This window comes from Actinomadura keratinilytica (assembly GCF_039539665.1).
Lineage (GTDB): Bacteria > Actinomycetota > Actinomycetes > Streptosporangiales > Streptosporangiaceae > Spirillospora > Spirillospora keratinilytica.
This window is the reverse complement of sequence record NZ_BAABDO010000014.1, coordinates 51,488-78,222: the sequence shown is the minus strand read 5'-3', so window position 1 is coordinate 78,222 and position 26,735 is coordinate 51,488. Positions and strand designations below refer to the sequence as shown.

The following is a 26,735-nucleotide window of genomic DNA, read 5'->3' as shown; positions in this document are numbered from 1 at the left end:
CGCCCGAAGGACACGCCCGGTTCGCCCGGAGTGCACCACCCGGCCCGCGCGGGGCGGCTGGCCGCCGGTCAGGCCGGGTCGGCCGCGCCGGGTTCGGCGTCGGATCCGGCGGCGTCGGGTGCGGCGTCGGGCTCGACGTCGGGCTCGAACGTGGCGACCAGGGCGTCGGCCAGGCCGGGGACCAGGTCGGGGCCGACCAGGACCTCGTCGTCGTTGTCGTGGCGGCGCAGCCGCAGCGCCGAATGGCGGGTGCCGTCGCGCAGGACGCCGACGACCATGCGCACGTCCTCGCGGTCGGGGTGCTCGGCGGCCCAGGCGGCGGCCTCGGCCTCGTCCTCGGGGATGTCCTGCTCGGCCTCGGGCGGCAGCACCATCCGTTCGATCACCAGCGCGCAGCCTTCGACCGCGTCCGGCCAGGCGATGGCGGCCAGCGACTCCTCCACCGTGCCGCGGTCGGGCAGCCGGTCCTGTTCCAGGGCGGCCAGGGTCTCCACGTCGGGCGCCAGGCCGAGCCGGTCGGCCAGGTCGGGTTCGGCGCGGCGCAGCTCGGAGCTGCGCACCAGCGCGTACAGCTTGGGCGGGGCGTCCCATCCCTCCTGCGCCGAGTGACGTTCCAGGTCCAGGACGACTTCTTCGAGAAGACTGCTCACGGGTCCATCTTCGCGCGAGCGCGGGGCGCCCGCGTCCACGGCGGACACCGGTCACCTTCCGCGACCCCGCGGGCACGCACCGCGCTTTTCCTCGACGGTCCTCGCGTACACGTGCGGGAACCCCCGGCCGACTCGATAAGTTGCATAGACAGCACCGGCAGGTCTGCCGGTGGGGACGACACCTTGAACGGAGGGGCCGCCCTTGACGTTCCGGACACCCGGGTTCGGGCGACGGCTCGGCACGGGCCGGACCCGGCTGGTGCTGCCGGTCCTGGTGACCCTGGCAGTGCTTCTGGTCGCGTATCTGATCTTCACGTCGGTCTACACCGACCTGCTGTGGTACCGCTCGATCGACTTCTCGAAGGTCTACACCACCCAGCTGTGGGCCAGGATCCTGCTGTTCGTCGGGTCGGGCCTGCTGGTGGCGCTGGTGGTGGGCGCCAACATGGTGATCGCCTACCGGCTGCGCCCGCCGTACCGGCCGCTGTCGGTGGAGCAGCAGGGCCTGGAGCGCTACCGCACGGTGGTCGACCCGCGCCGGCGGCTGATCACCGGGGGGCTGCTGGGGCTGCTGGGGCTGCTGGCGGGGTCGTCGGTGGCCGGGCAGTGGCCGGTCGTGCTGGCGTTCCTCAACCGCACGTCGTTCGGTGTGAAGGACCCCCAGTTCCACCGCGACGTGTCGTTCTACGTCTTCACCTATCCGTTCGTGCGGCTGGTGCTGGGCGTGGTGTTCGCCACCGTGGTGCTGTCGCTGCTGGCCGCGGTGGCCGTCCACTACCTGTACGGGGGGCTGCGGCTGCAGGGCCCGGGCGACAAGGCCAGCCCGCCCGCGCGCGCCCACCTGTCGGTGCTGGCGGGGCTGTTCATCCTGCTGAAGGCGGTGGCGTACTGGTTCGACCGGTACGGGCTGGTGCACTCCGAGCGGGGGGTGACGACCGGCGCGTCGTTCACCGACGTCAACGCGCTGCTGCCGGCCAAGACGATCCTCGCGGTGATCGCGCTGATCTGCGCGGCGCTGTTCGTGGGGAACATCGTCCGGCGCGGGATGATGCTTCCAGGCGTGGGCTTCACGCTGCTGGTGCTGTCGGCGATCCTGGTCGGCGGGGTGTACCCGCTGCTGATCCAGCAGTTCCAGGTGCGGCCGGACGAGCTGGCCAAGGAGCGCCAGTACATCCAGCGCAACATCGAGTTCACGCGCAAGGCGTACGGCGTCGACAAGGCGCAGGTCGTCCCGTACGGCGGGCAGGCCGAGAGCGATCCGGACAAGCTGAAGCAGGCCAAGGACGAGCTGAAGGGCGTGCGGCTGCTCGACCCCGCCGTGGTCGGCCCGACGTTCCAGCAGCTGCAGCGGGTGCGGCCGTTCTACCGGTTCCCCGACTCGCTGGACGTCGACCGCTACAAGATCGGCGACCAGACGGTGGCCGCGGTGGTGGCGCTGCGGGAGCTGTCCAGCGCCCCGGCGGGCCAGCGCAGCTGGGTGAACGACCGGATGGTCTACACCCACGGCTACGGGTTCGTGTCGGCCTACGGCGACCGGTTCGCGCAGGGCGGCATGCCGGAGTTCCTCACCAAGGACATGCCGGTCAACGCCGCTTCGCAGATCAAGGTGGAGCGTCCGGAGATCTACTTCGGCGAGTACTCGCCGCTGTACTCGGTGGTCGGCGGCCGCGGCCAGCAGGAGCTGAACTACCCCGACAACAGCCAGGACGGGCAGGCCAGCACCACCTACGCGGGCCGCGGCGGGGTGCCGATCGACTCGCTGTTCCACAAGCTGCTGTACGCGACGAAGTTCCAGGAGAAGAACCTGCTGCTGTCCGGGGGGATCAAGGACGGCGCCAAGATCCTCTACAACCGGAACCCGCGGGAGATGGTGCAGCGGGCCGCGCCGTGGCTGACCCTGGACGGCGACCCGTACCCGGCGGTGGTGAACGGCCGCATCATCTGGATCCTGGACGGTTACACCACGTCCAACAACTACCCGTACTCCGAGCGCATGAGCCTGGGCGACGCCACCCGCGACACCATCACCGACACCCGGTCGGCGGTGGCGCGGCAGGCCAACGACCAGGTCAACTACATGCGCAACTCCATCAAGGCCACGGTGGACGCCTACGACGGCACGGTGACCCTGTACCAGTGGGACACCCAGGACCCGGTCGCCAAGACCTGGATGAAGGTGTTCAAGGGGACGGTGAAGCCGCGCGGCAGCATCCCGGCCGAGCTGGAGAGCCACTTCCGCTACCCGCTGGACCTGTTCAAGGTGCAGCGGCAGGTGCTGGCCAAGTACCACGTCACCGACCCGGCGGCGTTCTACAACGCCGAGGGCTTCTGGGAGGTGCCGGAGGACCCGGGCGCCAAGGGGCGCCGCCAGCCGCCGTACTACCAGAGCCTGCGGATGCCGGGCGGCGGCACCGAGGAGTTCGCGCTGACCACGGTGTTCAACCCGCGCGGCACGCCGAACCTGGCGGCGTTCATGTCGGTCAACTCCGAGCCCGGCGCCGACTACGGCAAGATCACGATCTTGCAGACGCCGCGGACCCCGCCGTCGCAGGGCCCCGGGCAGGTGCAGAACTCGTTCGAGACCGACCAGCAGGTCAAGCAGATCCTGACCCAGCTGCGGCTGGCCAACACCCGGACGATCGCCGGCAACCTGCTGACCATCCCGTTCGCGGGCGGCATGCTGTACGTCGAGCCGATGTACGCGATGGCCGCGGGCGGCGAGGAGCAGCAGCCGTATCCGCTGCTGCAGCTGGTGCTGGTGCGCTACGGCGACCGGATCGCCTCGGCCAACACGCTGCAGGAGGCGCTGGACAAGCTGTTCGGCGACAGCGGCGGGTCCACCGCGCCGCCGTCCGACCAGGGCGACCGCAAGCAGCGGGAGGACGGCAAGCAGCAGGGCGACGTGCAGCTCAGCGCGGAGGCGCAGCGCGCCATCGACGAGCTGCGGGACGCCGTGGCCGACTTCGACAAGGCGCAGCGCAACGGCGACTTCGCCGGGATGGGCGAGGCGTACAAGCGGATCCAGGCGGCGCAGCGGACGCTGTCGGAGCAGGCGTCCGCCGGTTCCCGCCCGTCGTCGGGGTCGAGCCCGTCGCCGTCCGGGAGTCCGTCTCCGTCGGCGTCGCCGTCGGCCGGAGGCTGACCCCGCCTGCCTCCACGCGCGCAAAGGGCCCGGGTGCCCGCCCCTGGGGGCGGCCCCGGGCCTCGCGTTTCCGGGGAGCCGGGCGGTCAGCGGCGGCGGCGCCGCGCACGGCGGATGGCGGCCGCGGCGCCGATCGCGGCGACCGTGGCGCCCGCGGCGGTGGCCATGGTGGCCTCCCGGCCGCCCACCCGGCGGCCGACGACGGCGCGCCGCCCGGCGGTCTCCTCCAGCAGGACGCGCAGCGCCGAGGCGTTGTCGTAGGCGGGTTTCCAGCCCGCGGCCCGCAGCCGGGCGCAGTCGACGACCCAGGGGTAGGCGACGTAGTGCAGGTCGGTGGCGGGCGCCGGGGTCATGCCGAGGCGGTGCAGCCGCTGCGCCATGCCGAAGGTGACGGCGGCGGGCAGCTCGAAGCGCCGCTTGCCGGTGATCTCCTGGACCTCGTCGGAGCCCAGCCAGCCGTCGCAGCCGACCGCCAGCGGCCCGTCCAGGTCCTCCACCACGACCAGCTCCAGCGCGGCGGCCAGGTCCTCGATGTGGCAGAACTGCCAGCCGGGCGCGCAGCCCTTGACCGACAGCAGCCGGGGCGCCTCGAAGTGCCGGGTGATGACGGTGTCGACGCCCGGGCCGACCAGCGCGGCGGGCCGCACCACGGTGACGCGCAGCCCGGGATGGCTGACGGCGGCGGTGCCGGCCAGCTCCTCCATCTCCAGGTAGTCGCCGGCGATGCTGCTGTTGGCCTCGGCGGCCAGCGGGGCGTCCTCGGGCAGCGGCACCGGGTTGTCGGGCGACGCCCCGTACACCATGGCGCTGGTGACCAGGACCACGCGGCGCACGCGGGCGGCCGCGGCGGCGGTCACCACGGTCTGCGCGCCGCGCACGTTGTGGGTGCGGCGCTCGCGCGGGTCGGTGTCGGGGGACGCGTCGACGTCCAGGTGGACCAGCACGTCCACGTCCGACAGGCGGTGCGACAGCAGCGGGTCGAGGACGTCCACGACGCGCCAGGTGGCGCCCTGGACGTCGCCGCGCTGCGCGTCCACCGCGACCACCTTGCGGATCTCGGCGCGCTCGGCCAGGCGGGCGGCCAGCAGCCGCCCCGCGCCGGCGGCCGCCCCGGTCACGGCGACGACCGGGCCGGTGCTACGCCGAGGGCGAACCTTGCCCGTTGCCACGGAGCTGCCCCCTTCCCTGTGTACGCGAGTTCGCCGGGACCGGCTAACGTTGCGGATATGAGCCCATCATGCATCCCAGGGGCGAACCGATGAGCAGCACTCCCTTCGGCTTCAACCGTCCCGGCGACGGCGACGACGACAGAGGCGACAAGGACAAGCCCCAGGATCCGTTCCAGGCCATGGGCGACATGCGGCAGTTCGCCGACATGCTGCACCGCTTCGCCGACATGATCGGCAGTGTGCAGCCCGGGGCCGGGGCCGCCGGGCCGCTGAACTGGGATCTGGCCAAGAACATAGCCCGCCACTCCGTGGTGGAGCAGGGCGACCCCTCGGTTGTGGACGCCGAGCGCCGCCAGGTCGAGGAGGCGCTGCGGCTGGCCGACCTGTGGCTGGACGAGGGCACCACGCTGCCCGCGGGCGTGCAGAAGCCGCAGGCGTGGAGCCGGTCGGAGTGGATCGAGCAGACCCTGCCGGTGTGGGGGCAGGTGTGCGACCCGATCGCCGAGCGGATGGTCGAGTCGATGGGCGGCACGCTGGGCTCGGGCGGCATCCCCGCCGACGTGCAGGCGATGGCGGGGCCGCTGATCGGCATGGTCAAGCAGATGGCCGGGGCCATGGTGGGCGGTCAGACCGGGCAGGCCCTCGGCGCGCTGGCCCGCGAGGTGGTCGGCTCGTCCGACGTTGGGCTGCCGCTGGCGCCGGACGGCGTGGGCGCGCTGCTGCCGGCCGGGGTGGCCGCGTTCGGCGAGGGCCTGGAGGTGGCGGCCGACGAGGTGCGGCTGTACCTGGCGCTGCGCGAGGCCGCGCACCAGCGGCTGTTCGCGCACGTCCCGTGGCTGCGGTCGCATCTGCTGGGCGCGGTCGAGGAGTACGCGCGCGGCATCACCGTCGACCTGTCGGGCATCGAGCGGGCCGTGCAGGGCCTGGACCTGAGCGATCCGGAGGCGATCCAGCGGGCGCTGGGCGGCGAGATCCAGCTGCAGCCGGAGGAGACGCCGCGGCAGAAGGCGGCGCTGGCCCGGCTGGAGACGACGCTGGCGCTGGTCGAGGGCTGGGTCGACACGGTGGTCAACGAGGTCGCCGGGGGCCGGCTGCCGAACGCGGTCAAGCTGGCCGAGGCGGTGCGGCGGCGCCGCGCCACCGGCGGCCCGGCCGAGCGGACGTTCGCCACGCTGGTCGGTCTGCAGCTGCGGCCGCGGCGGCTGCGCGAGGCGGGGGCGCTGTGGCGGATGCTCACCGAGGTGCGCGGGGTGCAGGGCCGCGACGCGGTGTGGGAGCATCCCGACCTGCTGCCGACCGCCGACGACCTGGACGACCCGCAGGGGTACGTGCACGGCCGTCCCGAGGCGGAGGGCCTGGCCGACCTGGACATCTCGGCCTTCACCAAGCACCTGCGCAAGGACGCCCCCGAAGGCCCGGCCGACGGGAAGAACGCCGCGAAGGACGCCGAGAAGGACGAGGGCGGCGAAGGCCCCGGCGGCACGGGCGCCGGCGACGACGGTTCCGGGTCCCGCTCGTGAGGTGGGGGTTCGGCCACGGCTTCGGCGGCGGCCACCGGGTCAACGGATGCGTGTACGCGCCGGGGGCGGCCACGGCCGTGATCCGGCGCCGGGCGGCGCGGACCGCCGGGCTGTGCTGGCAGCGGCCGCTCGACCAGGAGCGGCGGCGGTGGCATCCGGCCAATTCCCGGTATCCGCGCGTGGGCAGGACGTGATCGGCGCCCCATGACCTCCGTCTCCCCTGGCGCCGCGCTGCGCGCGGACGCGATGCGGGTGCTGGACGCCTGGCGGGCGCCCGACTCCGAGCAGGACCGGTTGCGCCGCGAGTTCCTGCGGCACCTGGAGAGCCACCGCGACGGCATGTGGCGGGAGTGCGCGGCCGGCCACCTCACGGCCAGCACGATCGTGCTGGACGCAGACGCCTCGCGGGTGCTGCTGACCCTGCACCGCAAGATCGGCGGATGGCTGCAGCTCGGCGGGCACTGCGAGCCGGGCGACGCGACGCTGGCGGACGCGGCGCTGCGCGAGGCGACGGAGGAGTCGGGCATCGCCGGGCTGCGGCTGACGCGGCCCTGGCCCGTCCAGCTCGACCGGCACGCGGTGCGCTGCCATCCGCAGGGTTCGTGGCATCTGGACGTGCAGTACGCGGCGGTCGCCCCGCCGGGCGCGCGGCACCGGATCAGCGAGGAGTCGGCGGATCTGCGGTGGTTCGCGCCGGACGCGCTGCCCGAGACGGCCGACGAGGTGGTCCGCCGCCTGGTCGCCCGGGCGCTCAGCGGCTGAGCGGGCGGCCTTCGAGCAGGGCGCGGGTGTTCTCCCAGCCTTCCAGGCCGGGGTCGAGGCGGCCCAGGTCGTCCCGGGTGCGCAGGCGGTGCCAGGCGGGCCCCTGCGGCACCAGGCCGGGACGCGGCGCGGCGGCGCGCAGCCGGGCCAGCGCGTCGGGGGTGTCGAGGCCGGTCTCGCGCAGGGCCGCGGCCAGCCAGTCCGGCAGCGGCAGCCGGGCGGCCAGGGCGACGAGCCCGCCGCCGTCGGCCCGGCAGGCGGCGGCCGGGGCGTGCCCGAGGGCGCGCAGCAGCTTGCCGATGTGCAGTCCGGGAAGGTCGGGGGCGTCGGCGGCCAGCAGCACCGCCTCGGTGGCGCCGAGCGCGTGCAGCGCGGTGAACGCGCCGGTCAGGGTGGGTTCGCGGACGATCGGCGTGCCGGGCCAGGTGACCGCTTCGGCGTCGGGCTGGTCGGGCGGGTCGAGGACCAGCGCGGGGGTGACCAGGTCGAGCCCGGCGGCGATCTCGTAGGTGTCCTCCAGCAGCGCCAGCCGGAACTCGCCGGGGTCGACGCCCGGCGGGGCCGCGCCGGCGCCGGCGTCCTGCCGCGTGGCCAGCACCGCCACGTACGGGTCGCGCCGCGGCGGGGCCTCGGTCACCCGGCGACCTCGCGCAGCTCCTCGTCCTCGGCCTCCAGCGGCAGGTGGGCGGCCGCCGCGACGCCTTCCAGGTAGCCGCGGGCGCGTTCGGCCTTGGGGTAGTTGGCCACCAGTTCCCAGAAGCCGGGGCCGTGCCCGGGGACGATCAGATGGGCCAGCTCGTGCACCAGGACGTAGTCGACCACCCAGGGGGGCATGCCGCGCAGCCGGGTGGACAGGCGGATGGTGCCGTCGTCCGGCGTGCAGGAGCCCCAGCGGCTGCGCTGGTTGCCGACCCATCGCACGCTGACCGGCTCGACGCGGCCGCCGAGGTAGCGGCGGGACAGCTCACAGGCGCGCGCCTGCAGGTCGGCGTCGGTGGGACGGCGGCGGCGTTCCTTCTCCGCCAGCCGTTCCAGGATGGTGGCTATCCACTGTTCCTCTTCCGCCTTGGAGAGCCGCGAGGGGAGCATCACCACGACTTTGTCCCCGTCTCGGTAGGCGGACACCGTCCGCCGGCGTCGGCTGCTACGACGGACCTCAACATTTGGCGGCACGCCAGAACGGTACCTAAGTTTTTGCGTCCTCCACAGGGGGTGTTTAGCAACACCGCAGGTCAGGGCCCTTGTTTTTACCAGTCCGCGCCCTGTTTCCACAGCGGAAGACGATCTTGTCCACAGGCCCGCGGCGGCCTGCCCCCAGGGGCCTGCGCCCTGTTCCGCGAGGTCGGCGGGGCGGCGCCGCCCGTGACGAACGTCACTTCCGCGGCCGGAGACCGGCCGGAGCGTTCCGCCGCGATCGACGGGGTACGTAACGGATCGGTCACAGTCGGTGGGGTCCGCGGGTGCGGGCTCGTTCCACCGGACCGGACTTCGGGGGGCACAGTGATCAGGTACAGGCGGAGAAGACGGACGGCGCCCGGGCACGGCGTTCCCGGGGCCGCGGGCATGCCGCGGCACGGGGCCAACGGTGCGCACGGGGCCGTCCGCAAGGGCGCGCGGCGCGCGGAGAAGCGGTCGGCGGGCAGGCGGTGGACGGTGGCGCGGATCGGGGGCGGCGTCGCCGGGGCCGCGCTGGGCAGGATGGCGGGCCGGATGCTCGCTCCGCTGGCGCGCGGGGCGGCCCGGCGTCTCGGACTGCCTCCCAGGGCCGTCACCTGGCTGGTGCAGACGGCGGCGCCGGTGGTGGCGTCCCTGGCGGCCGAGCGCATGGCCGTCCGCAGGAGCCGCCGCGACCGCGACGCGGGCCATGCCCCCGGCGGACGCGCGGCGCCGCGGCACGGGACGGACCGTCGCCACCACAGGCCCCGCGCCGGATCGGGGCACGGGCCGCGGCACAGCGGTGAACCACCCGGCCCCGTCCGTCTCGGCGGTCGCGGCGACCCGTCCCGAGGCGGCGGCCGCCGCCCCCGGACCGCCACGTGAGAAAGCGCACACTTACTTCATTGGCGCAGTTCACGCGGGGGTGAGCGGCTCCGGCCACGGCCCGTCCCGGCAATCGTTGTGGCGCGAACGACCGCCATCCCCGACAATGTCACCGTGAGCGATCTCCCCCGCCGCGCGGTGACGCGGTCCGCAAAACTCGCGACCCTGCCCCTCGGCTTCGCCGGACGCGCCGCGCTCGGGGTGGGCAAGCGCACCTTCGGCAAGCCGGCCGAGGCGGTCGCCGTCGAGATCCAGCAGCGCACCGCCGAGCAGCTGTTCAAGGTGCTCGGCGAGCTCAAGGGCGGGGCGATGAAGCTCGGCCAGATGCTGTCGATCTTCGAGGCGGCGCTGCCGCCGGAGATCGCCGGCCCCTACCGGGCCACGCTGACCCGGCTGCAGGAGGCCGCGCCGCCGCTGCCCGCCGCCACCGTCCACCGGGTGCTGGCGGACGGCCTCGGCGAGGACTGGCGCGACCGCTTCCGGGAGTTCGACGACACCCCCGCGGCCGCCGCGTCCATCGGGCAGGTGCACCGCGGCGTGTGGGAGGACGGCCGCGCGGTCGCCGTCAAGGTGCAGTATCCGGGGGCGGGCAAGGCGCTGCTCAGCGACTTCAACCAGCTGTCGCGGCTGGCCAAGCTGTTCGCCGTGCTGATGCCGGGCCTGGACGTCAAGTCGATGCTGGCCGAGCTGCGCGAACGCGTCGCCGAGGAGCTCGACTACGCCCTGGAGGCCGAGTCGCAGCGCATCGTGCACGAGGCGTACGCCGACGACCCCGACTTCTACATTCCCGCCGTGGTCGCGCAGGCCGACGACGTGCTGGTGACCGAGTGGATGGAGGGCGTCCCCCTCTCGAAGATCATCACGGACGGCGACCAGGAGGAACGCGACCACGCGGCCCTGCTGTACTGCCGTTTCCTGCTGTCCGGCCCGCGCCGCAGCGGCCTGCTGCACGGCGACCCGCACCCGGGCAACTTCCGCATCCTGGACGACGGCCGGCTCGGCGTGATGGACTTCGGCGCCGTCGACCGCATCGCACCGGAGTTCCAGTACCGGCTGGGGCGGCTGCTGCGCATCGGCACCACGGCCGGGATCGACGAGATCGAGGACGCGCTGCGCCGCGAGGACTTCATCCGCGAGGGCGTCACCATCGACGCCGAGGCGCTGCACGCGTTCCTGGCGCCGATCACCGAGCCGTTCATCACCGACACGTTCAAGTTCACCCGCGAGTGGCTGCGCGACATGGCCGCCCGCGTCACCGACCTGCGGCCGACCAATGTGGTCCGCCAGCTGAACCTGCCGCCCGAGTACGTGATCGTGCACCGCGTCCTGTCGGCGGGCACCGGTGTGCTGTGCCAGCTGGAGTGCGAGATCCCGGCCCGCGCCGAGTCGCTGCGCTGGATCCCCGGCTTCGCCGACGGCTCCGAGGCGCCCGACGCTGCGGACGCGGTGGACGCAGACCGGCCGGACGACGACGAACTCGCCGGCTGACCGCCGGCCTCCCGGAGCACGGAGCGGGGCCCCGCGCACTGACGAGGTGCGCGGGGCCCCGCTTCTCGCAGCGCCCGGCGGAGGCGTAGGACCGCCGGGCGCTCTCCCCGCCCGCCGGGAGGCGCCCCGCCCGTCAAACCATCCCGAAGAACGGGCTCGTCGGGCGCCTGCGACCGGCGGGCTCCGGTAACGCCTGGCGCGTGCCGTCCGTCCACGGCCGCCCCCGTGGGCCGCGGACTCCGGCGCGCGGTCAGCCGAGCAGGGCCCGGCGGACCCGGGCCGGCCGGACGCGGTCGTCGCGGCGGGCGCGGCGCACGGCCAGCTCGCGGGCGGCGGCCCGGCGGCGCGCCGCCTCGTCGAGGGTGAGGGTCCGGCCCCGCACCGCGGGCGCGGGTGCCCGGTCCCGGACGTCCATGGTCATGATGTCCCCCTGGTGGCCGGGGGTGCGGCCCCCTGGTGGGAGCCGCACTCCCCGGCCTACGCGGCTGAGTGTCGGCATTGCGGTCTTCGGCGGCCCGGTGCGGGCCGCCCCGGGTGTCACACCCCGGCTCCGTCCGGCAGCGGGTTCTTGCGCGGACGCCCCCGCGGCCGCTTGCGCGGCACGACGACACCGCGGACGAACAGCTCGCCGCCCCACACGCCCCAGGGCTCCTTGCGCTCCAGGGCTCCGGCCAGGCACGCCTTGCGGAGCGGGCACTCCAGGCAGAGCGACTTGGCCAGCTCGACGTCGGCGGGGTCCTCGGCGAAGAACAGCTCCGGGTCGGTCCGGCACGGAAGCGTGAGGTCCTCCTCGCTCATCGCGAGCGCCCCCTGCATCACGGTCACCCTTGCTTCCTCTCGTTGGATCTCAACGGTCGTGTCGGTGGGTTGTCTGGGCAAAAGAGAAGGGCCGCGGATCCGGTGTGCGGATCCGCGGCCCTGGGGGCTCTCCGGTGCTGCTAGACCGGTCGCCTCCAGGGATGCGGACCCGACACGCCACCCTTCATGGCGATGAAGGAGGCGCCCACGTGGGACGGGGCCGGAACCATGAGGTCGTCGCCTTCGAGAAGCCGTTCAAAGACACTCCACCCCTGCTTGTTCCGGACGCGCTGCACGCGGCACAGATCGCGCTGATCGGCGGATGCGCGCAGTCGCAGGGACCACGCTCCGCCATTGACCAGAGCCGCCTCGCCGCCGGGCAGGGAGCCCGAGGCGGCGCCGGCGAACACGCCGGAATACGCCGGCAGGGCGCCAGGACGCGGCATGGTCCGGGTGGCCGGCTTCGCGTTGCGGAAGGTCGTCGAGATCACCGGACTGCACACCACCTCTCTGGCTCCTCGGGGCCCCGACCCGGAACACGATCCGGTCGGCAGGGCCGTCTGAATGCTCGCGTTCGAGCGTACGGGTACTCGCTCGAACCAATCAAGGTATTTTTGACCTGCGGTTTTGTGGGTGAATTCACCCGTTGCGGACAGAACCGGTGCGGCGCGGCGATCGTCTAAGGGGATGCCGAAGGCACCGCACTGGCCGGAACCGGGATACCCGGCGCCCTTCACCCGAAAACCACCGGCCGCTCGCGGCCGCGGAGCTTCGGCCGCCGCCCTCCGGGCCGGGGTGCGTGCCGGCCTTCCCGCCGGGTGCCGATGGGAAGGGGGGACGGTGTCCGCGCAGCGCGGCCGTCCGTGCCCGGCAGATGATCGGGTACACCGCGCGGTGCCCGTCCGCGCGTCTGAGGACGACGGCAGAGGCCGGCTCGTCAGGAGTCGCCGACCCGGATCAGCCCCTCCTGCATCACCGACACGACCAGTTCCCCGGAGCGGGTGAAGACCTGCCCGCGGGCCAGGCCGCGGGCGCCGCCGGCGAACGGGGTGTCCTGGTAGTACAGCAGCCAGTCGTCGGCCCGGAACGGGCGGTGGAACCACATGGCGTGGTCCAGGCTGGCGCCCATCGTGCGCTTGTCGCCCCAGGCCAGGCCGTGGTTGAGCAGGACGGTGTCCAGCAGCGTCATGTCCGAGGCGTAGGTCATCAGGCACACGTGCAGCATCGGGTCGTCGGGCAGCTCGCCGTCGACCCGCAGCCACACCTTGGACTCGGGGGTGGCCAGCGCCGGGTCCTTGGCGGCCTCCCAGGTGAGCGGGGTGGCGTGCCGGACGTCGAACGGGCGCCGGCCGACGAACTCGGCGGCGGCCCGCTCGCCGAAGATCGGGGTGAGCCGGTCCAGCGCGTTCGGCAGCGTCTCCGGGTCGGGCGCCTCGGGCATGGCCGCCTGGTGGGTCGGGCCGTCCTCGACGATCTGGAACGACGCCGACAGGCTGAAGATCGCCTTGCCGTGCTGGATGGCCAGCACCCTGCGGGTGGTGAAGGACCGCCCGTCCCGGACCCGGTCCACGGTGTAGACGATCGGCACCAGCGGGTCGCCGGGCCGGATGAAGTAGGCGTGCAGCGAGTGCACCGGCCGGTTGACCGGGACGGTCCGCCCCGCCGCGACCAGCGCCTGGCCCGCGACCTGCCCGCCGAACACCCGCTGCTGGCGCGCCTCGGGGCTGCGGCCGCGGAAGATGTCGTTCTCGATCTGCTCCAGGTCCAGCAGATCGAGCAGCTCCTTCAGGGACTCCTTCACGGCCGATAGTCTCCCAAACCCCCCGGTGTGGCAGGGATCTCACCCCGCACCGTCCGGATCGCCCCCGGCGGCGGGGCGCCCTGGCAGAGGGCCAGCACGTCGTTTCCGTAGCGCTGGAGCTTCACCCGGCCGACGCCGGGGATGCGGGCGAGGTCCTCCAGGGACTCGGGGTCGTGCTCGGCGATGGCCTGCAGGGTGGCGTCGGTGAACACCACGTACGGCGGGACCCGCTGCTCGCCGGCGGTGCGGGCGCGCCACTCGCGCAGGGCGAGCAGCAGCTCCTCGTTGATCTGGGCGGGGCAGTCCTCGCAGCGGCCGAGCTTGCGTTCGATCGCGGCGGTCAGCGGGCGGCCGCACACCCGGCACGGCTGCGGGCCCCGGCCGCCGCGCCGTTTGGAGCGGTCGGCGCGCGCCGGGGTGGGCGTCTGGGTGCCGGGCGTCAGGCCGTCCAGGAAGCGGGACGGGCGGCGGCGCCGGCCGCCGCCGGGGGAACGCGCCAGCCCCCAGGACAGGGTGAGGTGCTCGCGGGCGCGGGTCACCCCCACGTACAGCAGGCGGCGCTCCTCCTCGATCTGCTCGGGGGTCTCGGCGTAGACGATCGGCAGCGTGCCCTCGACCAGGCCGACCAGGAACACCGCGTCCCACTCCAGGCCCTTGGCGGCGTGCAGGGAGGCCAGCGTGACGCCCTCCAGCGCGGGGGCGTGCTGGGCCGCGGCGCGCTCCTCCAGCTCGGCCACGAACTGGGGCAGCCCGGCGGACGGGTCGGCGGCCGCCATGTCCTCGGCGAGCTGGGCCAGCGCGGCCAGCGACTCCCACCGCTCGCGGACCGCGCCGGTGCCCTCGGGCGGCCGTTCGGTGAAGCCCGCGCCGGTCAGCACGTGCCGGACCGTCTCGACCAGGCCCATGCCGTCGGTCTCGGCGTCGGCCCCGGCCCGGGCCGCGCCGCGCAGCCGCACCACCGCCTCGCGGACCACGGGCCGTTCGAAGAACCGCTCGGCGCCGCGCAGCACGTACGGCACGCCCGCCGCGGCGAACGCGGCCTCGTAGGTCTCCGACTGGGCGTTCACCCGGTACAGGACGGCGATCTCGCGGGCGGGCACGCCCTCGTCGATGAGCTTGCGGGCGCGGCGGGCCACGTCGTCGGCCTCGGCGACCTCGTCGTCGTAGGACACGAAGACCGGGTCGGGCCCGTCGGGGCGCTGCGCCACCAGCTCCAGCCGGTGCCGCCGGGCCGCCTCGCCGGCCGCCTGGCCGATGACGCCGTTGGCCAGCCGCACCACCTGGGGCGTGGACCGGTAGTCGCGCACCAGCTCGACGACCTTGGCGTTCGGGAAGCGCTTGGTGAAGTCGAGCAGGTAGGAGGGGGTGGCGCCGGTGAACGAGTAGATCGTCTGGTTGGGGTCGCCGACCACGCACAAATCGTCGCGGTCGCCCAGCCACGCCTCCAGCAGCAGCATCTGCAGCGGGTTGACGTCCTGGAACTCGTCGACCACGAAGTACCGGTACTGGTCGCGGACCTGCCGGGCCACCTCGGGATGCTCGGTGAGCACCGCGACGGTCAGCTCCAGCATGCCCTCGAAGTCGAGCAGGTTGCGTTCGCGGCGCAGCGTCTCGTACATGTCGTAGAGGCGGGCGATGTCGGCCGCGTCGGCGGGGGGGCGGCGCGCGGCGGCGGCCACCGCGGCGGTGTAGTCCTCGGGGCGGGTCTGGGTCACCTTGGCCCACTCGATCTCGCCGGCCAGGTCGCGCAGCTCGGTGCGGCCGTAGGACAGCCGCAGGGCGCGCGCCGCGTCCGCCACCAGCGCGGCCTTGGACTCGATGATCTTGGGTGGTTCGCCGCCGATCACCCGCGGCCAGAAGTAGACCAGCTGGCGCAGCGCCGCGGCGTGGAAGGTGCGGGCCTGCACGCCCGGCGCGCCGAGCCGGCGCAGCCGCGAGCGCAGCTCGCCGGCGGCGCGGTTGGTGAACGTCACCGCCAGCACCCGCTGCGGCGTCACCACGCCGGTGAGCACGGCGTAGGCGATCCGATGGGTGATCGCCCTGGTCTTGCCGGTGCCCGCGCCCGCCAGCACGCACACCGGGCCGCGCACCGCCTCGGCCACGGCGCGCTGCTCCGGATCGAGCCCTTCCAGAACCCCGTCTGCCAACATGCCTCCCATCGTGGCAGCCGCGGCGGACCGGATGGCCCGTCCGCGCGACCTGTGGATAACCTCCGGAATGCGGCGCCGTAGCTCGGTGTTCGCAGTAACGGCGTCCGGCGCGGTCAGCGCGTCCGGACGAGCCGGACAAGCCGACCGAAGGAGACGGAAGCACCGATGGCCACCCCGACCGCCGACCAGACCCCCCGGTCCACCGGGCAGCTCACCATGTACACCACGTCGTGGTGCGGCTTCTGCCGGCGGCTGAAGAGCCAGCTCGCCCGGGACGGCATCGAGATGATCGAGATCGACATCGAGCGCGACCCGGCGGCCGCCGAGTTCGTGATGAGCGTCAACGGCGGCAACCGGACCGTTCCGACCGTGACCATCGGCGACAGCGTCGTGCTGACCAACCCCAGCGCCAAGGAGGTCAAGCGCCACCTGGCCGAGCTGAACGGCCAGTGAGCGCCCGCCCCCGGGCGGCACTCAGAACTGCGGCATCTTGGGCAGCGGCCCGCCGTACCAGCGCATGATGAGCTGCGCGGCGATGGACAGCGGGCCGGGCGGCACCACCTCGCCCGCCTCGATCGCCGCCCGCAGCTCGTCGCGCGTGTACCAGGCGGCGTCCACGATCTCCTCCGGGTCGGGGCGCAGCGGGTGGCCCCCGTCCGTGCGCGCGAAGAACCCGAGCATGAGGCTGCGCGGCAGCGGCCACGGCTGGCTGCCCAGGTAGCGCACGTCCCAGACGGGCAGGCCGACCTCCTCGCGCACCTCCCGGGCCACGGCCTGCTCCAGCGACTCGCCGGGTTCGACGAACCCGGCGAGGATCGAGCGGCGGTCCTCCGGCCACTCGGGGGCGCGGGCCAGCAGCACGCGGTCCCGCTCGTCCCGCACCAGCATGATGACGGCGGGGTCCACCCTGGGGAAGTGCTCGCTGCCGTCGGCGGGGCACACGCGCACGTGTCCGGCGGCGGCCAGTTCGGTGGGGCCGCCGCACCCGGGGCAGTACCGGTGCGTGGCGTGCCAGTGCTCCAGCGCGACGGCGTGGGTGAGCAGCCCGGAGTCGCGGTCTTCGAGCACGGCCCCCACGCGCCGCAGGCCCGCCGGCCGGGTGCCCTCCACGACGGGCAGGGGCGCGGCCACGGCGAAGTAGGCGACGCCGTCGTCATCGACCCCCAGCAGGTAGCGGTCCCCTTCGGGCGCCGTCTCCGGGGTGAACAGCAGCAGCCGGGGGTCCCCGTCGTCATGTACGAGCGTTTTGCCACGTTCCACGACGAGGACGCGCGTCCCCGGGTCGGCCCACGCCTCCCGCAGCCAGGCGTCGTCGCGGCGGCGTTCGGCCATGCGGTCGACGTCGCCGCGCGCCAGCGCGAGCCACTCCAGGGTTTCGTACGGCTCCGGCAACGAGTGCGTCCTTCCAGCAGGCGGATCGGCGGGGGCCCGGGGCCCCGATGGCAGCGCTAACGCAGGGCGGTGGCCAGCTCTTCCCACAGGTAGGCGGCCGCCTCCGCCCCCTTGAGCAGCAGCGGCATCTCCACTTTCTCATTGGGGGCGTGGATGCGGTCCTCATCCAGGCCGACGGCCAGGAAAATCAACGGCGCCCCCAGGATGTCGGCCAGGTCCGCCTCGGGGCCGCTGCCGCCCTCCCGGGTGAACAGGACCGGCTTGCCGAAGGCCCGTTCCATGGCGCGCTGCGCCGCCCGCACTCCGGGGGAGTCGATCGGTGAGAAGCAGGGCCGCACCCCGCCGCCGGGGACCGTGACCTCGGCCCTGATGCCGGGCGGTGTGCGCTCGGCCACCCACGCGCGGAACGCCTCCTGGATCTTGTGCGGCTCCTGGTGCGCGACCAGGCGGAACGAGATCTTGGCGTGCGCCTCGCGCGGCACGATGGTCTTGCCGCCGGGCCCGGTGTGCCCGCCCCACATGCCGTTGACCTCGGCCGTCGGACGCGCCCAGACGCGCTCCAGGGTGGTGTAGCCCTTCTCCCCGTGGGCGGCGCGGCTGTTCCCGGCGGTGCGCAGCCAGGCGGCCTCGTCGAACGGCAGCCGGGCGAACAGCTCGCGTTCCTCGTCGGTGACGGGCAGGACGTCGTCGTAGAACCCCGGCAGGGTGACGCGCCCGTCGGCGTCGTGCAGGGCCGCCAGAAGGTCCGCCAGCGCGTGCAGGGGGTTGGGCACGGCGCCGCCGAACGACCCGGAGTGCAGGTCGGTGTCCGGCCCGTACAGCGACAGCTCCACCTCGGTGAGCCCGCGCATGCCCGTGCAGATGGACGGGACGTCGGCCGACCACATGGTGGTGTCGCTGATGACGATGGCGTCGCAGGCGAGCCGGTCGCGGTGCTCGCGCAGCAGTTCGGCGAAGTGGACCGAGCCCGACTCCTCCTCCCCCTCCACCAGCAGCTTGATCGTCACGGGCGGGGCCGCGGTGCCCGCGGCGGCCATCAGCGCGCGCAGGCCCAGGGTGTGGAAGAACACCTGCCCCTTGTCGTCGGAGGCGCCTCGTCCGATGAGCCGGTCGCCGTCTTCGACGGGGGTGAACGGGTCGGTGTCCCACTCGTCCAGGGGCTCGACCGGCTGGACGTCGTGGTGCCCGTAGACGACGACGGCGGGAGCGTCCGGATCGTCCGCGGGCCATTCCGCGAACACCGCGGGCAGGCCTTTGGTCTCCCACACCTCCACGGTGGGGAACCCCATGGTGCGCAGGTACGTCGCGAGCCACTGCGCCGAGCGCCGGACGTCTTCCGTGTGGCCCGGGTGCCCCGAGATGGAGGGGATCGCCAGCCACTCCTTGAGGTCGGCGAAGAATCCGGCCTTGTTGGCCTGGATGTACCCGGCTACGTCCATGGACCATGCCCCCTTGCACGTCGTTCCGTCTGGCACTGTAGGGGATCCGCCGCCGGTGCACCGTGGAGGTGACTTGATCCTCATCGACCCGCCGTTGTGGCCCGCCCGGGGCCGGGTGTGGTCCCACATGGTCAGCGACGTGTCCTTCGAGGAGCTGCACACGTTCGCTGCGGAACTGGGCCTGCCGCCCAGGGCGTTCGAACGCGACCACTACGACGTCCCGTCCGAACTGTACGAGGCCGCGATCGCCCTGGGGGCCAGCCCCGTGGGCTGCCAGGAACTGGTGCTGCGCCTCACCCGCGCGGGGCTGCGCCGCCGCAAGACCGCCCGCGCGTCGTGAGGGCCGCCTCAGCCGTCCAGCAGCGCCAGCTCCGTCCTGATGTTGTGCCGGGCACGCTCCTCGAACCGTTCGCGCGCCACCGGCGTGTGGAACAGCGCGGGCAGGTCGAGCAGGTTCCGTAGCACCGCGGCCCGGCCCGCCCTGAACAGCTCCTCGGGGACGAAGGAGTACTCCTCGCGGACGGCGGCGGTGTAGGCGGCATAGCGTTCGGAATCGGAGCCCAGCACGGCCAGGTCCGCGTCGCACAGGACCTGGCCGTTGCGGTCGTCCTCGCCGGGGGCGTGCGACTCGGTCAGCTCGACGAGGCGGGCCACCTCGGCGATGGCGTCCGGCGCCAGGTCGGTGTCGGCGAGCATGCGGCGGGCCAGGCGCGCGCTGCGCTTCTCGTTGTCGGCGCGGGCGGGGTCGTAGACGGCGTCGTGGAACCACGCCGCGAGCCGTACCAGGTCGGGGTCGGCCGCGTAGGGCGCCAGCTCGTCGACCAGGTCGAGAACGGCGGTGAGGTGGTCGCCGGTGTGGTAGCGGCGGTGCTTCTCCGCATAGCGGGCGGCCAGCTGTTCCCCGACCACGCGGGTCTGCGGCCCGGCCAGAGCGGTCCACCGGTCCAGGAGATCCATGCGCCCATCTTGGGGCCGCGACGGCGTTTCTCGCACGCGGGGTAGGGCCCCGCCGCTATGGTGATCAAGGAGTTAGGCAAGGCTTACCTCACTTACGGAAGGGGCGCCGTGGCCGCCTCGCTCTACATCGTCGCCGGCAAGACCACCGACTCGGTCACCCACGGGTTCCTGCCCGCGGCCCTGCGCTTGGCGAAGGCGCACGACCTGGATGTCGTGCTGCTCACCGACCGGCCCGCCGAGCACGCCGACGTGTACCCGGGCCGGGTCGTGGAGTGTGACGTCGCCGACTACCGGCACATCGTCGCGTGCATCGCCGCCCTGGACGGCGCGCCTCGCGCGGTCTTCTCCAACAGCGACTTCCTGCAGGCCCCCACCGCCCTGGCCGCGGCCTACTTCGGGCTCCCCGGCAAGGACTGGCGCGCCGCGACCCGCGCCAAGAACAAGGCGCTCATGCGCCACCACCTGGCCGAGCTGGACCCGGTCTTCTCCGCCGACGCCGACCACGTCCCCCCGGACGCCCCCTATCCGCTCGTCCTCAAGCCGCGTGAAGGCGTGGCCAGCGAGGACGTCTACCTGGTGGACGGCCCCGACGAGCTTGCGGCGCGGCGCGCGCAGATACGGGCACGCCGGTCCGACCCCCTGGTGGCCGAGGAGTTCCTGCCGGGGGCGCTGCACACCCTGGAGACGCTCGGCGACGGCCGCGAACTGCGGGTGCTGGGCTCGTTCCGCACACGGCTGTCCCCTCCCCCGCACTTCATCGAGGAACGCCTGGAGTGGGCGCCGCCGCCCCCTGAGACCGACCAGGTTCTCGCGCAGCTGCAGGCCCTGGGCGTGGGCTTCGGGGTCTGCCACACCGAGTTCGTCGTGCACGAGGGCCGGGCGCGCCTGATCGAGGTGAACTACCGGCTCATCGGCGACCACTGCGACTTCCTGCTGGCGGACCTGCTGGGCGTCCCCCTGCACGAGCTGATCCTGCGGGTGCACCTGGGCGAACCGCTGCCGGCCACCCCGGCGGCCGCCGACGGGCACGCCGTGGCGGACGTCGTCATCGCCGACCGCGGCGGCACGCTCACGGCCGCCCCCGGCGCCGTCGAACTGACCGACGGCGCGGTGCGCCTGTCGTACCTGCCGCAGCGCACCGTGGGCGAGACGTTCGAGCTGACCCGCACCAACCGCGACTACCTCGGCACCATCCGGGCCATCGGACCGGCCCGGGACGACGTCGAAGCCGCCATAGCCCGCTTCCGCGCCGCCCACACGTGGACGGTCACGTGACCGAGCACGCACTCGCCACGCGCGTCCTGGACACCCTGCTGCGCGAGGACTACGGCAATCTGCGCCGTTTCATCGACAGCGGGCGGCGGTTCCTGGCGGTGCCGGGCGCACCGGCCGTCAGGCTGCGCCGCGACCGCTTCCTCTGCGACCTGGCGGTGGAACCGGGGCAGCCCCTGACGCTGGACGACGTTCTGCGCATCGCCCGCCACGTGGCGGACCCGCGCGACGACATCCCGGCCTTCGAACGCGAGTGCCGCGCAGCACTCGCCACCCTGCGCCTGCACGAGCACGCACGCCCCGAGGTCATGGCCCGGCTGTCACGTGTACCCGACGGGCACCGCCTGGGCCCCGGCACGTACTACGACACGCTCGCGGCCTACAACGACCACCCCGTCTACCCGACCGGCCTGGCCCGGACGGGCCTGACCGAAGCCGACCAGCGCCGTTACGCCCCCGAGTTCGCCCCGTCCTTCCCCCTGCGCTGGGCCGCGGTCCCCCGGGGCCTCGCCACGACCACCGGCGCCCTCCCCCCGTGGTGGCCGACCCCGGACGAGGTGGGTGCCCACGCAGACAGCGTCCTGTTCCCGGTGCACCCTCTCTCGGTGGGGCACCTGTCCGAGCACAAGGACGTGACCATCGCACCCCACCCTCGGATAGAGGCCGCCCCCACGCTCTCGATGCGCACGGTCGCCGTCGACCCGCTCACCCACGTGAAGATGCCGCTGCCGACGAGCACGCTCGGCCTGCGCAACCGGCGCACCATCGTCCCCCGCACGCTGCCGGACGGGGCACTGGCCGAACGCCTGCTTCGCCGGGTGCTCGACCGCGAACCCGACCTGCCGGTGCTGCTGGCCGACGAGCAGACGTTCGGCCACGCCGGCTCCCCCATGCTCGCCTACCTTGTCCGCCGTCTCCCCGAGGCCGCGGCGAACGCGCACGTGGTGCCCGTGGCGGCCCTGCTGGCCAGGACACCCGACGGCGGGCACGTCATCGAACGCTGGGACGTCCCGGCCCTGTTCGGCGCCTACCTGGACGTGCTGCTGCGCTGGAACGTCACCCTCTTCCGCTACGGCATCGCCCTTGAGGCGCACCAACAGAACGTGTCCTTGGTCATCGACGGCGACGGACCACCGTCGCTGCTGCTCAAGGACAACGACGGGGCCCTGGTCGACCCCGACCGGCTGGCGGGCGCCCTCGGCCCCGCCGCCGCCGACGCGGCCACCGGGTTCGAAGACCCGCGCATGACCACGCGCGACCCCGAAGCCCTCGCCCGCGTCTTCGTCACGATCACCCTGCACCTGTGCGCCGCCGCCCCCGCCTTCGGGCTGGCCGAACGGGGGCTGCTGCCGCTGCGGACGGGCCTGGCGATGATCCGGGACCGGCTGGACGCCGCTCTGGGCCCGGACGACGCGTTCCTGCGCTCCCGCACGCTCGACGCCGACCGGCTGCCCACCAAGGCGATGGTCACCGCGGGAACGCTCGTGGACAAGGCCCGCACGGGTGCCGCCGACATCAACAAGCACTACGGCCCGCCCGGGCCCAACTACCTCCGGGACGACGAACCGTGCTCCTGACACGAACGACGAAGCTCACCGCCGACGACGCCACGGCCACCGCACTGCTCAACTGCCTGGTGCGGGAGGTCTGCGCGCCCGAGCAGCAGATATGGCCGGACGGCGAGCACCTCATCGTCCGCCTGCCGCGGGTCGGGGTCGTGCTGCGCGCACACCTGGCACGCCCCCCGGTCGGCCCCTCGTACCGGCTCGTCCCCCCGTACGAGGAGCGGCGCGGCGACGACTGGATCGCGGCGTCCTGGGACCGGCTCAGCAACCTCGTCGCCGGAGAACTGGAACTCGCCACCGGCCAGGCCAACCCCGAGTTCACCGGCCAGGTCGCCAACAGCCACACCGCCCTGACCGCCATCCTCAAGGCCCGGGGCGGCTCCTGCACCGCCGAGCTGCCGTCCGAGGCCGTCCGCCGCTACGTGGAGTCGGAGCAGTCCCTCGTCGCCGGGCACCGCTTCCACCCCTCCCCTAAAGCACGCCAGGGCGCCCCGGAGCAGTGGCTGCCCTACGCCCCCGAGGCCCGCGCCCGCTTCCAGCCCCACTGGTTGGCGGTCCGGGAGGAGTGCCTGGCGGAAGAGGGAGAACCCAACGCGTTCGACGCCCTGGAGGCCCTGGGCCCCGCCGTTCCCCCCGGCTACCGGGCGCTGCCCGCGCACCCCTGGCAGCTGTCCCTGCTCGCCGACCGTCCCGCGCTGCGGCGGGCCCTGCGCGAGGACCTCGTCCGCGACCTCGGCCCCTCCGACCCGGAGGTGGTGCCGACGTCCTCCGTCCGCACCGTGTACGTCCCGGCCGCCGACCTGTTCTGCAAGTTCAGCCTGGACGTGCGCATCACCAACTGCGTCCGCAAGAACGCCTGGTACGAGCTGACCGGCGCGACCGTCCTCAACCGCGTGCTGCGCCCCGTCTTCGCCGCGCTGGGCGCCCGGTTCGACTCCTGCGTCCTGCTCGCCGAACCCGCCTACCGCACCGTGACGCTCGCCGACCGCCGCCTGTACGAGGGGCTGGGCGTCATCCTGCGGCAGGGCATCGGCGGCCTGCCCGGCACGCCGCTCCTGGCGGCCGCCCTGGCGGACCCCTACGGGACGCTTCTGGCGCAGCTCCCCGCGATGGCCTCCCCGGACGACGCCCTCACCTGGTGGCGGGCGTACGTGAAGCGGGTCGCGCTCCCGGTCCTGCACGCCTACCTGGACCACGGCGTCGTCCTGGAACCGCACCTGCAGAACGTCCTCATCGCGGTCGACGACGAGGGCATGCCCGTCCGCGCGGTCTTCCGCGACCTGGAGGGCACCAAGCTCGTCCCCGGCCACGGCCTGCTCGACGGACTGGCGGACCTTCCGGCGCGCATCCGCCAGTCCGTCGCCTACGACGCCGAGCGCGGCTGGAACCGCGTCGTGTACTGCCTGCTCGTCAACCACCTCGCCGAGATCGCCGCGGCCGTCGCCGACCTGCACCCCGAACTCGACCCGCAGCTGTGGACGGCCGCGCGCGGCCTGCTGTCCGCCGCCGAAGGCGCACGCCGCCCCGAGCTGAAGGCGCTGCTCGCGGGCGTGCCGCTCCCGGCCAAGGCGAACCTGCGGGCGCGCTGGGCCCGCACCGCCGACCGCGGCGCCGGCTACGTGACGGCCCCCAACCCCCTGGCCACCCAGGCACCCTGTACGTGAGCCGGACGCCCACACGGAAGGCACATCGCATGAACATGCCCTCGCACGTGCTGTCGTACGTCCGCGGCCTCGAACGGTTCCCCGCCTACGTGTACGACCTGCCCGGCCTGCGCTCGCACGCCGAAGCCGTCTGCAGCGCGCTGAAATCGCCGCAGGCGGCCGACGGCCCGGAGCTCTACTACGCGGCCAAGGCCAACCCCGACGCGCCGCTCCTGCGCGTTCTGGCGCCGTTCGTGGACGGCGTCGAGGTCTCCTCGGGCGGCGAGCTGGTCCACGTGCGGCAGGTCCTGCCGGACGCGCGGCTGGCCTTCGGCGGCCCGGGCAAGACCGACGAGGAGCTGCGCCTGGCCCTCGACCTGGGCGTCCACCGCCTGCACGTCGAAAGCCCCCACGAGCTGCGCCGCCTGGCGTCCCTGGACCGCCCGGCCGAGATTCTGCTGCGCGCCAACCTGCCGGTCGCGACATCCGGCGCCGCCCTGTCGATGAGCGGCCCCTTCGGCATGGACGAGGACGCCCTGGAGACGTGCGCCGAGCTTCTCACCGGACATCCCCGGCTGCGCCTGCGCGGCGTCCACGCGCACCTGGCCTCCGGCCTGGACGCCCCCGCCATGCTCGGCCTGGCCTCCCGCATCCTGGGCTGGGCCGTCCCCTGGCTGCGCGACGTCTGCGGCATCACCGACCCCGAGGTGAACCTGGGCGGCGGCATGGGGGTGGACTACACCGCCCCCGACCGGCTCTTCGACTGGAAGGACTACGCGGCGGGGCTCGCCGCCCTTGCTCCCCCCGGCGTCCGCCTGCGCATCGAACCGGGCCGCGCCGTCACCGCCTACCACGGCTGGTACGTCACCGACGTGCTGGACGTGAAGACCACGCACGGCCACACCTATGTCGTGCTGCGCGGCGGCACGCATCACCTGCGCACACCCGTCACCAAGGGCCACGACCAGCCGTTCGTCCCCCTGCCGTCGGGGGGCGCCCAGGAGCCGACGCAGCGAGCGACGCTGGTGGGCCAGCTGTGCACGCCCAAGGACGTGTTCGCACGCGACGTCCCCGTCCCGTCGCTGCAGCCGGGGGACGTGGTGGCGTTCGCCATGGCGGGCGCCTACGCCTGGAACATCTCGCACCACGACTTCCTCATGCACCCGAAACCGGAGTTCCACTACCTCGACCATTGACGCGCTGCCCGGCCTCGGGACGGCCCGACCCGCCGCAACATGTTCGCGCACGGATGGGTATGTCATTGACCGGTTGACGGGTCGGCCAGGAGGGGAACGGCTGTGGTGCTCGACCGGGTGCGGACGGCGGCGGGTCTGGCGGCGCGGGCCGCGCGCGCGGTCCGGGACGCGGGCGTGCTGCATCCGGTCCGGCCGGACCGGGCGGTGCGGCTGGTGTTCGCGGGTGCGCGGTTCGGCCCGACGCCCGCGACCGTGGGGGCGACGGCGGCGCTGCGGTTCCCCACCCGGCCCGCGCTGCACGACGACCACGGCACCCTGACGTACGCGGAGCTGGAACGGCGGGCGGCCGCAGTGGCCACCGCCCTGCACCGGCGCCTCCTCGACGCCGCCGCGCCTTCCGGCCGACAGGGCGGGGCGTCCCCAGAGGCCCGCATCGGGGTGCTGTGCCGCAACCATCGCGGGTTCGTCATCTCGCTGCTGGCGGCGTCGCGGCTGGGCAACGACGTGGTCCTGCTCAACACCGACTTCTCCGCGGCGCAGCTGGGGGAGGTCACCGAGCGCGAGGGCGTCCGGCTGCTGTTGCACGACCAGGAGTTCGACGAGGTGGTCGAGCGGTCCTCCTTCGACGGCCGGCGCGTCCACGCCTGGACCGAGCACCCGGGCGGCCGCTCCCTCCCCACGTTGGAGGAGCTGGCGGAAACGGAGGCCGCCGCGTTCAAGCCGCCCCGGCACAGCCGCGTGGTCATCCTGACGTCCGGCACCACCGGCACCCCCAAGGGAGCCCGCCACGACGTCTCGATCGCGGCGCTGGTCCCGGTGGCGTTGAGCCACCTGATGCGGGTTCCGGTGCGTTCGGGGGCGCCGATCCTGGTCGCGCCTCCGCTGTTCCACGTCCTCGGTATGGCGTACACGCTGGTCGCTCTGGGCATGGGCATGCCGCTGGTGCTGCTGCGCCGCTTCGATGCGGACAGGGTGCTTGACGCCGTGGACGCCTACCGGGTGGAGGCGCTCATCGCGGTGCCGGTCATGCTGCAGCGGATCCTGGACGCCTCACGCGGACGGCCGCTGCCGGACTCGCTGCGGGTGGTGGTGTCCGGCGGGTCGGCGCTGCACCCGCACCTGTCGGAGGCGTTCATGGACGTCTTCGGGGACGTCCTGCACAACGTGTACGGGGCCACCGAGACCGGGTGGGCGACCATCGCGACCCCGCGGGACCTGCGCGAGGCACCGGGCACGGTGGGCAGGCCGACCTTCCGCCTCACCGTCAAGATCCTGGACGAGGACGGGCGGGAACTGCCTCCCGGAGAGATCGGGGAGATCTACACCGGGGGCGGACTGCGGTTCGCCGGGTACACCGGGGGCGGCGGCAAACGCGTCCACCGGAACCTGGCGGGCAGCGGCGACCTGGGCCATTTCGACCGGGCGGGACGGCTGTTCGTCGACGGACGCGCCGACGACATGATCGTCTCGGGGGGCGAGAACGTCTTCCCCGGGGAGGTGGAAGACCTGCTCGGCCGCCACCCCGACGTGGCCGAGGCCGCGGTCGTCGGCGTGGAGGACGCCGACTTCGGGCAGCGGCTGGCCGCGTACGTGGTCCGCGAGCCGGGCGCGTCGGTCGACGAAGAGGACGTCAAGCGGTACGTCAAGGAGAACCTCGCGCGCTACAAGGTGCCGCGTGACGTGCACTTCGTGGACGAGCTGCCGCGCACCAGCAGCGGGAAGGTGAAGGCGCGCGCCCTCCCGGACTGACC

The 26,735-nt window shown here is 73.7% G+C and carries 25 protein-coding genes; 13 read left to right on the top strand and 12 right to left on the bottom strand.

Annotated elements, in window-relative coordinates; translation table 11 throughout:
- Positions 1–68 precede the first annotated feature (68 nt).
- Entirely contained in the window at positions 69–650 is a 582-nt protein-coding gene (locus ABD879_RS07770; RefSeq protein ID WP_345018880.1) for a PPA1309 family protein, read from the bottom strand.
- A 202-nt stretch (positions 651–852) separates the two neighbouring features.
- Between ABD879_RS07770 and ABD879_RS07765 the strand changes: the two genes are divergently transcribed.
- Entirely contained in the window at positions 853–3,792 is a 2,940-nt protein-coding gene (locus ABD879_RS07765; RefSeq protein WP_345018878.1) for a UPF0182 family membrane protein, read from the top strand.
- A gap of 86 nt (positions 3,793–3,878) precedes the next feature.
- Here the strand turns inward: ABD879_RS07765 and ABD879_RS07760 are convergent, their stop codons facing one another.
- Positions 3,879–4,910 (bottom strand): NAD-dependent epimerase/dehydratase family protein, encoded by a 1,032-nt coding sequence (locus ABD879_RS07760; protein WP_345018876.1) that lies wholly within the window; start codon positions 4,908–4,910, stop codon positions 3,879–3,881.
- 140 nt (positions 4,911–5,050) lie between these two features.
- Between ABD879_RS07760 and ABD879_RS07755 the strand changes: the two genes are divergently transcribed.
- The 3 genes from ABD879_RS07755 to ABD879_RS07745 are packed head-to-tail and all read left to right on the top strand — an operon-like array spanning position 5,051 to position 7,243.
- A complete protein-coding gene (locus tag ABD879_RS07755) occupies positions 5,051–6,481 on the top strand; it encodes a zinc-dependent metalloprotease (RefSeq protein WP_345018874.1) in 1,431 nt (476 codons plus the stop codon).
- Positions 6,478–6,675 carry a hypothetical protein gene (locus tag ABD879_RS07750; RefSeq protein ID WP_345018873.1) on the top strand — a complete coding sequence of 66 codons (198 nt, stop codon included), beginning with the start codon at positions 6,478–6,480 and terminating at the stop codon, positions 6,673–6,675. Before ABD879_RS07755 ends, ABD879_RS07750 begins: the two co-directional genes overlap by 4 nt.
- A 10-nt stretch (positions 6,676–6,685) precedes the next feature.
- Positions 6,686–7,243, top strand: coding sequence for an NUDIX hydrolase (locus tag ABD879_RS07745; protein WP_345018872.1), 558 nt, complete (start codon positions 6,686–6,688; stop codon positions 7,241–7,243).
- Here ABD879_RS07745 and ABD879_RS07740 read toward each other — a convergent pair.
- Positions 7,233–7,880, bottom strand: coding sequence for a hypothetical protein (locus ABD879_RS07740; RefSeq protein WP_345018870.1), 648 nt, complete (start codon positions 7,878–7,880; stop codon positions 7,233–7,235). The genes ABD879_RS07745 and ABD879_RS07740 overlap by 11 nt on opposite strands.
- Entirely contained in the window at positions 7,877–8,368 is a 492-nt protein-coding gene (locus tag ABD879_RS07735) for a M48 metallopeptidase family protein (RefSeq protein ID WP_345018868.1), read from the bottom strand. The genes ABD879_RS07740 and ABD879_RS07735 overlap by 4 nt, the downstream gene beginning before the upstream one ends.
- A gap of 438 nt (positions 8,369–8,806) precedes the next feature.
- Between ABD879_RS07735 and ABD879_RS07730 the strand changes: the two genes are divergently transcribed.
- Positions 8,807–9,283 (top strand): hypothetical protein, encoded by a 477-nt coding sequence (locus ABD879_RS07730; RefSeq protein WP_345018866.1) that lies wholly within the window; start codon positions 8,807–8,809, stop codon positions 9,281–9,283.
- 114 nt (positions 9,284–9,397) lie between these two features.
- Entirely contained in the window at positions 9,398–10,771 is a 1,374-nt protein-coding gene (locus tag ABD879_RS07725; RefSeq protein WP_345018864.1) for an ABC1 kinase family protein, read from the top strand.
- 250 nt (positions 10,772–11,021) lie between these two features.
- On the opposite strand, the gene ABD879_RS07720 is transcribed toward ABD879_RS07725, so the two are convergent.
- The 5 genes from ABD879_RS07720 to ABD879_RS07700 form a co-directional block, all read right to left on the bottom strand.
- The gene (locus ABD879_RS07720; RefSeq protein WP_345018862.1) at positions 11,022–11,192 is read right to left on the bottom strand and encodes a hypothetical protein; all 171 of its coding nucleotides are present in this window, start codon (positions 11,190–11,192) and stop codon (positions 11,022–11,024) included.
- 116 nt (positions 11,193–11,308) lie between these two features.
- Entirely contained in the window at positions 11,309–11,587 is a 279-nt protein-coding gene (locus ABD879_RS07715; RefSeq protein ID WP_285492367.1) for a WhiB family transcriptional regulator, read from the bottom strand.
- 122 nt (positions 11,588–11,709) lie between these two features.
- Positions 11,710–12,060 carry a hypothetical protein gene (locus ABD879_RS07710; protein WP_345018860.1) on the bottom strand — a complete coding sequence of 117 codons (351 nt, stop codon included), beginning with the start codon at positions 12,058–12,060 and terminating at the stop codon, positions 11,710–11,712.
- A 446-nt stretch (positions 12,061–12,506) separates the two neighbouring features.
- Positions 12,507–13,370: an acyl-CoA thioesterase II gene (gene tesB / locus ABD879_RS07705; protein WP_345018858.1), complete on the bottom strand. Its 864-nt coding sequence runs from the start codon at positions 13,368–13,370 to the stop codon at positions 12,507–12,509.
- Entirely contained in the window at positions 13,367–15,520 is a 2,154-nt protein-coding gene (locus ABD879_RS07700; protein WP_345018856.1) for an ATP-dependent DNA helicase UvrD2, read from the bottom strand. The genes tesB and ABD879_RS07700 overlap by 4 nt, the downstream gene beginning before the upstream one ends.
- Before the next feature lie 165 nt (positions 15,521–15,685).
- Here ABD879_RS07700 and ABD879_RS07695 point away from each other — a divergent pair, with 165 nt between their 5' ends.
- A complete protein-coding gene (locus ABD879_RS07695) occupies positions 15,686–15,973 on the top strand; it encodes a mycoredoxin (protein WP_345018854.1) in 288 nt (95 codons plus the stop codon).
- A 21-nt stretch (positions 15,974–15,994) separates the two neighbouring features.
- Here ABD879_RS07695 and nudC read toward each other — a convergent pair whose 3' ends face one another.
- Together nudC and ABD879_RS07685 are read right to left on the bottom strand one after the other, a co-directional pair.
- Entirely contained in the window at positions 15,995–16,852 is an 858-nt protein-coding gene (gene nudC / locus ABD879_RS07690; RefSeq protein ID WP_345018912.1) for an NAD(+) diphosphatase, read from the bottom strand.
- A gap of 116 nt (positions 16,853–16,968) precedes the next feature.
- The gene (locus ABD879_RS07685; protein WP_345018852.1) at positions 16,969–18,351 is read right to left on the bottom strand and encodes a dipeptidase; all 1,383 of its coding nucleotides are present in this window, start codon (positions 18,349–18,351) and stop codon (positions 16,969–16,971) included.
- Positions 18,352–18,424: 73 nt separating this feature from the next.
- On the opposite strand from ABD879_RS07685, the gene ABD879_RS07680 reads away from it, so the two are divergent.
- A complete protein-coding gene (locus ABD879_RS07680) occupies positions 18,425–18,691 on the top strand; it encodes a DUF4031 domain-containing protein (protein WP_345018850.1) in 267 nt (88 codons plus the stop codon).
- A gap of 8 nt (positions 18,692–18,699) precedes the next feature.
- Here ABD879_RS07680 and ABD879_RS07675 read toward each other — a convergent pair whose 3' ends face one another.
- Positions 18,700–19,308, bottom strand: coding sequence for an HD domain-containing protein (locus tag ABD879_RS07675; RefSeq protein WP_345018848.1), 609 nt, complete (start codon positions 19,306–19,308; stop codon positions 18,700–18,702).
- A 108-nt stretch (positions 19,309–19,416) separates the two neighbouring features.
- Here ABD879_RS07675 and ABD879_RS07670 point away from each other — a divergent pair, with 108 nt between their 5' ends.
- The 5 genes from ABD879_RS07670 (at position 19,417) to ABD879_RS07650 (ending at position 26,733) form a co-directional block, all read left to right on the top strand.
- Positions 19,417–20,583, top strand: coding sequence for an ATP-grasp domain-containing protein (locus tag ABD879_RS07670; protein ID WP_345018847.1), 1,167 nt, complete (start codon positions 19,417–19,419; stop codon positions 20,581–20,583).
- On the top strand, positions 20,580–22,157 hold the full coding sequence (locus ABD879_RS07665) for an IucA/IucC family protein (RefSeq protein ID WP_345018846.1): 1,578 nt from the start codon (positions 20,580–20,582) through the stop codon (positions 22,155–22,157). Before ABD879_RS07670 ends, ABD879_RS07665 begins: the two co-directional genes overlap by 4 nt.
- Positions 22,148–23,809, top strand: coding sequence for an IucA/IucC family protein (locus ABD879_RS07660; protein WP_345018844.1), 1,662 nt, complete (start codon positions 22,148–22,150; stop codon positions 23,807–23,809). The genes ABD879_RS07665 and ABD879_RS07660 overlap by 10 nt, the downstream gene beginning before the upstream one ends.
- Before the next feature lie 29 nt (positions 23,810–23,838).
- Positions 23,839–24,984: a type III PLP-dependent enzyme gene (locus ABD879_RS07655; protein WP_345018842.1), complete on the top strand. Its 1,146-nt coding sequence runs from the start codon at positions 23,839–23,841 to the stop codon at positions 24,982–24,984.
- A 102-nt stretch (positions 24,985–25,086) separates the two neighbouring features.
- Positions 25,087–26,733, top strand: a complete 1,647-nt coding sequence (locus ABD879_RS07650; protein WP_345018840.1) for an AMP-binding protein — start codon at positions 25,087–25,089, stop codon at positions 26,731–26,733.
- Positions 26,734–26,735 lie beyond the last annotated feature (2 nt).

Excerpts from the sequence above, each read along its gene's own strand:
- nudC (WP_345018912.1), bottom strand. The coding sequence starts at position 16,852 with ATGGCCGAACGCCGCCGCGACGACGCCTGGCTGCGGGAGGCGTGGGCC.
- ABD879_RS07720 (WP_345018862.1), bottom strand. The coding sequence starts at position 11,192 with ATGACCATGGACGTCCGGGACCGGGCACCCGCGCCCGCGGTGCGGGGC.
- ABD879_RS07730 (WP_345018866.1), top strand. The coding sequence starts at position 8,807 with ATGCCGCGGCACGGGGCCAACGGTGCGCACGGGGCCGTCCGCAAGGGC.
- ABD879_RS07745 (WP_345018872.1), top strand. The coding sequence starts at position 6,686 with ATGACCTCCGTCTCCCCTGGCGCCGCGCTGCGCGCGGACGCGATGCGG.
- ABD879_RS07695 (WP_345018854.1), top strand. The coding sequence starts at position 15,686 with ATGGCCACCCCGACCGCCGACCAGACCCCCCGGTCCACCGGGCAGCTC.
- ABD879_RS07715 (WP_285492367.1), bottom strand. The coding sequence starts at position 11,587 with ATGCAGGGGGCGCTCGCGATGAGCGAGGAGGACCTCACGCTTCCGTGC.
- ABD879_RS07655 (WP_345018842.1), top strand. The coding sequence starts at position 23,839 with ATGAACATGCCCTCGCACGTGCTGTCGTACGTCCGCGGCCTCGAACGG.
- ABD879_RS07755 (WP_345018874.1), top strand. The coding sequence starts at position 5,051 with ATGAGCAGCACTCCCTTCGGCTTCAACCGTCCCGGCGACGGCGACGAC.
- ABD879_RS07675 (WP_345018848.1), bottom strand. The coding sequence starts at position 19,308 with ATGGATCTCCTGGACCGGTGGACCGCTCTGGCCGGGCCGCAGACCCGC.
- ABD879_RS07700 (WP_345018856.1), bottom strand. The coding sequence starts at position 15,520 with ATGTTGGCAGACGGGGTTCTGGAAGGGCTCGATCCGGAGCAGCGCGCC.
- ABD879_RS07685 (WP_345018852.1), bottom strand. The coding sequence starts at position 18,351 with ATGGACGTAGCCGGGTACATCCAGGCCAACAAGGCCGGATTCTTCGCC.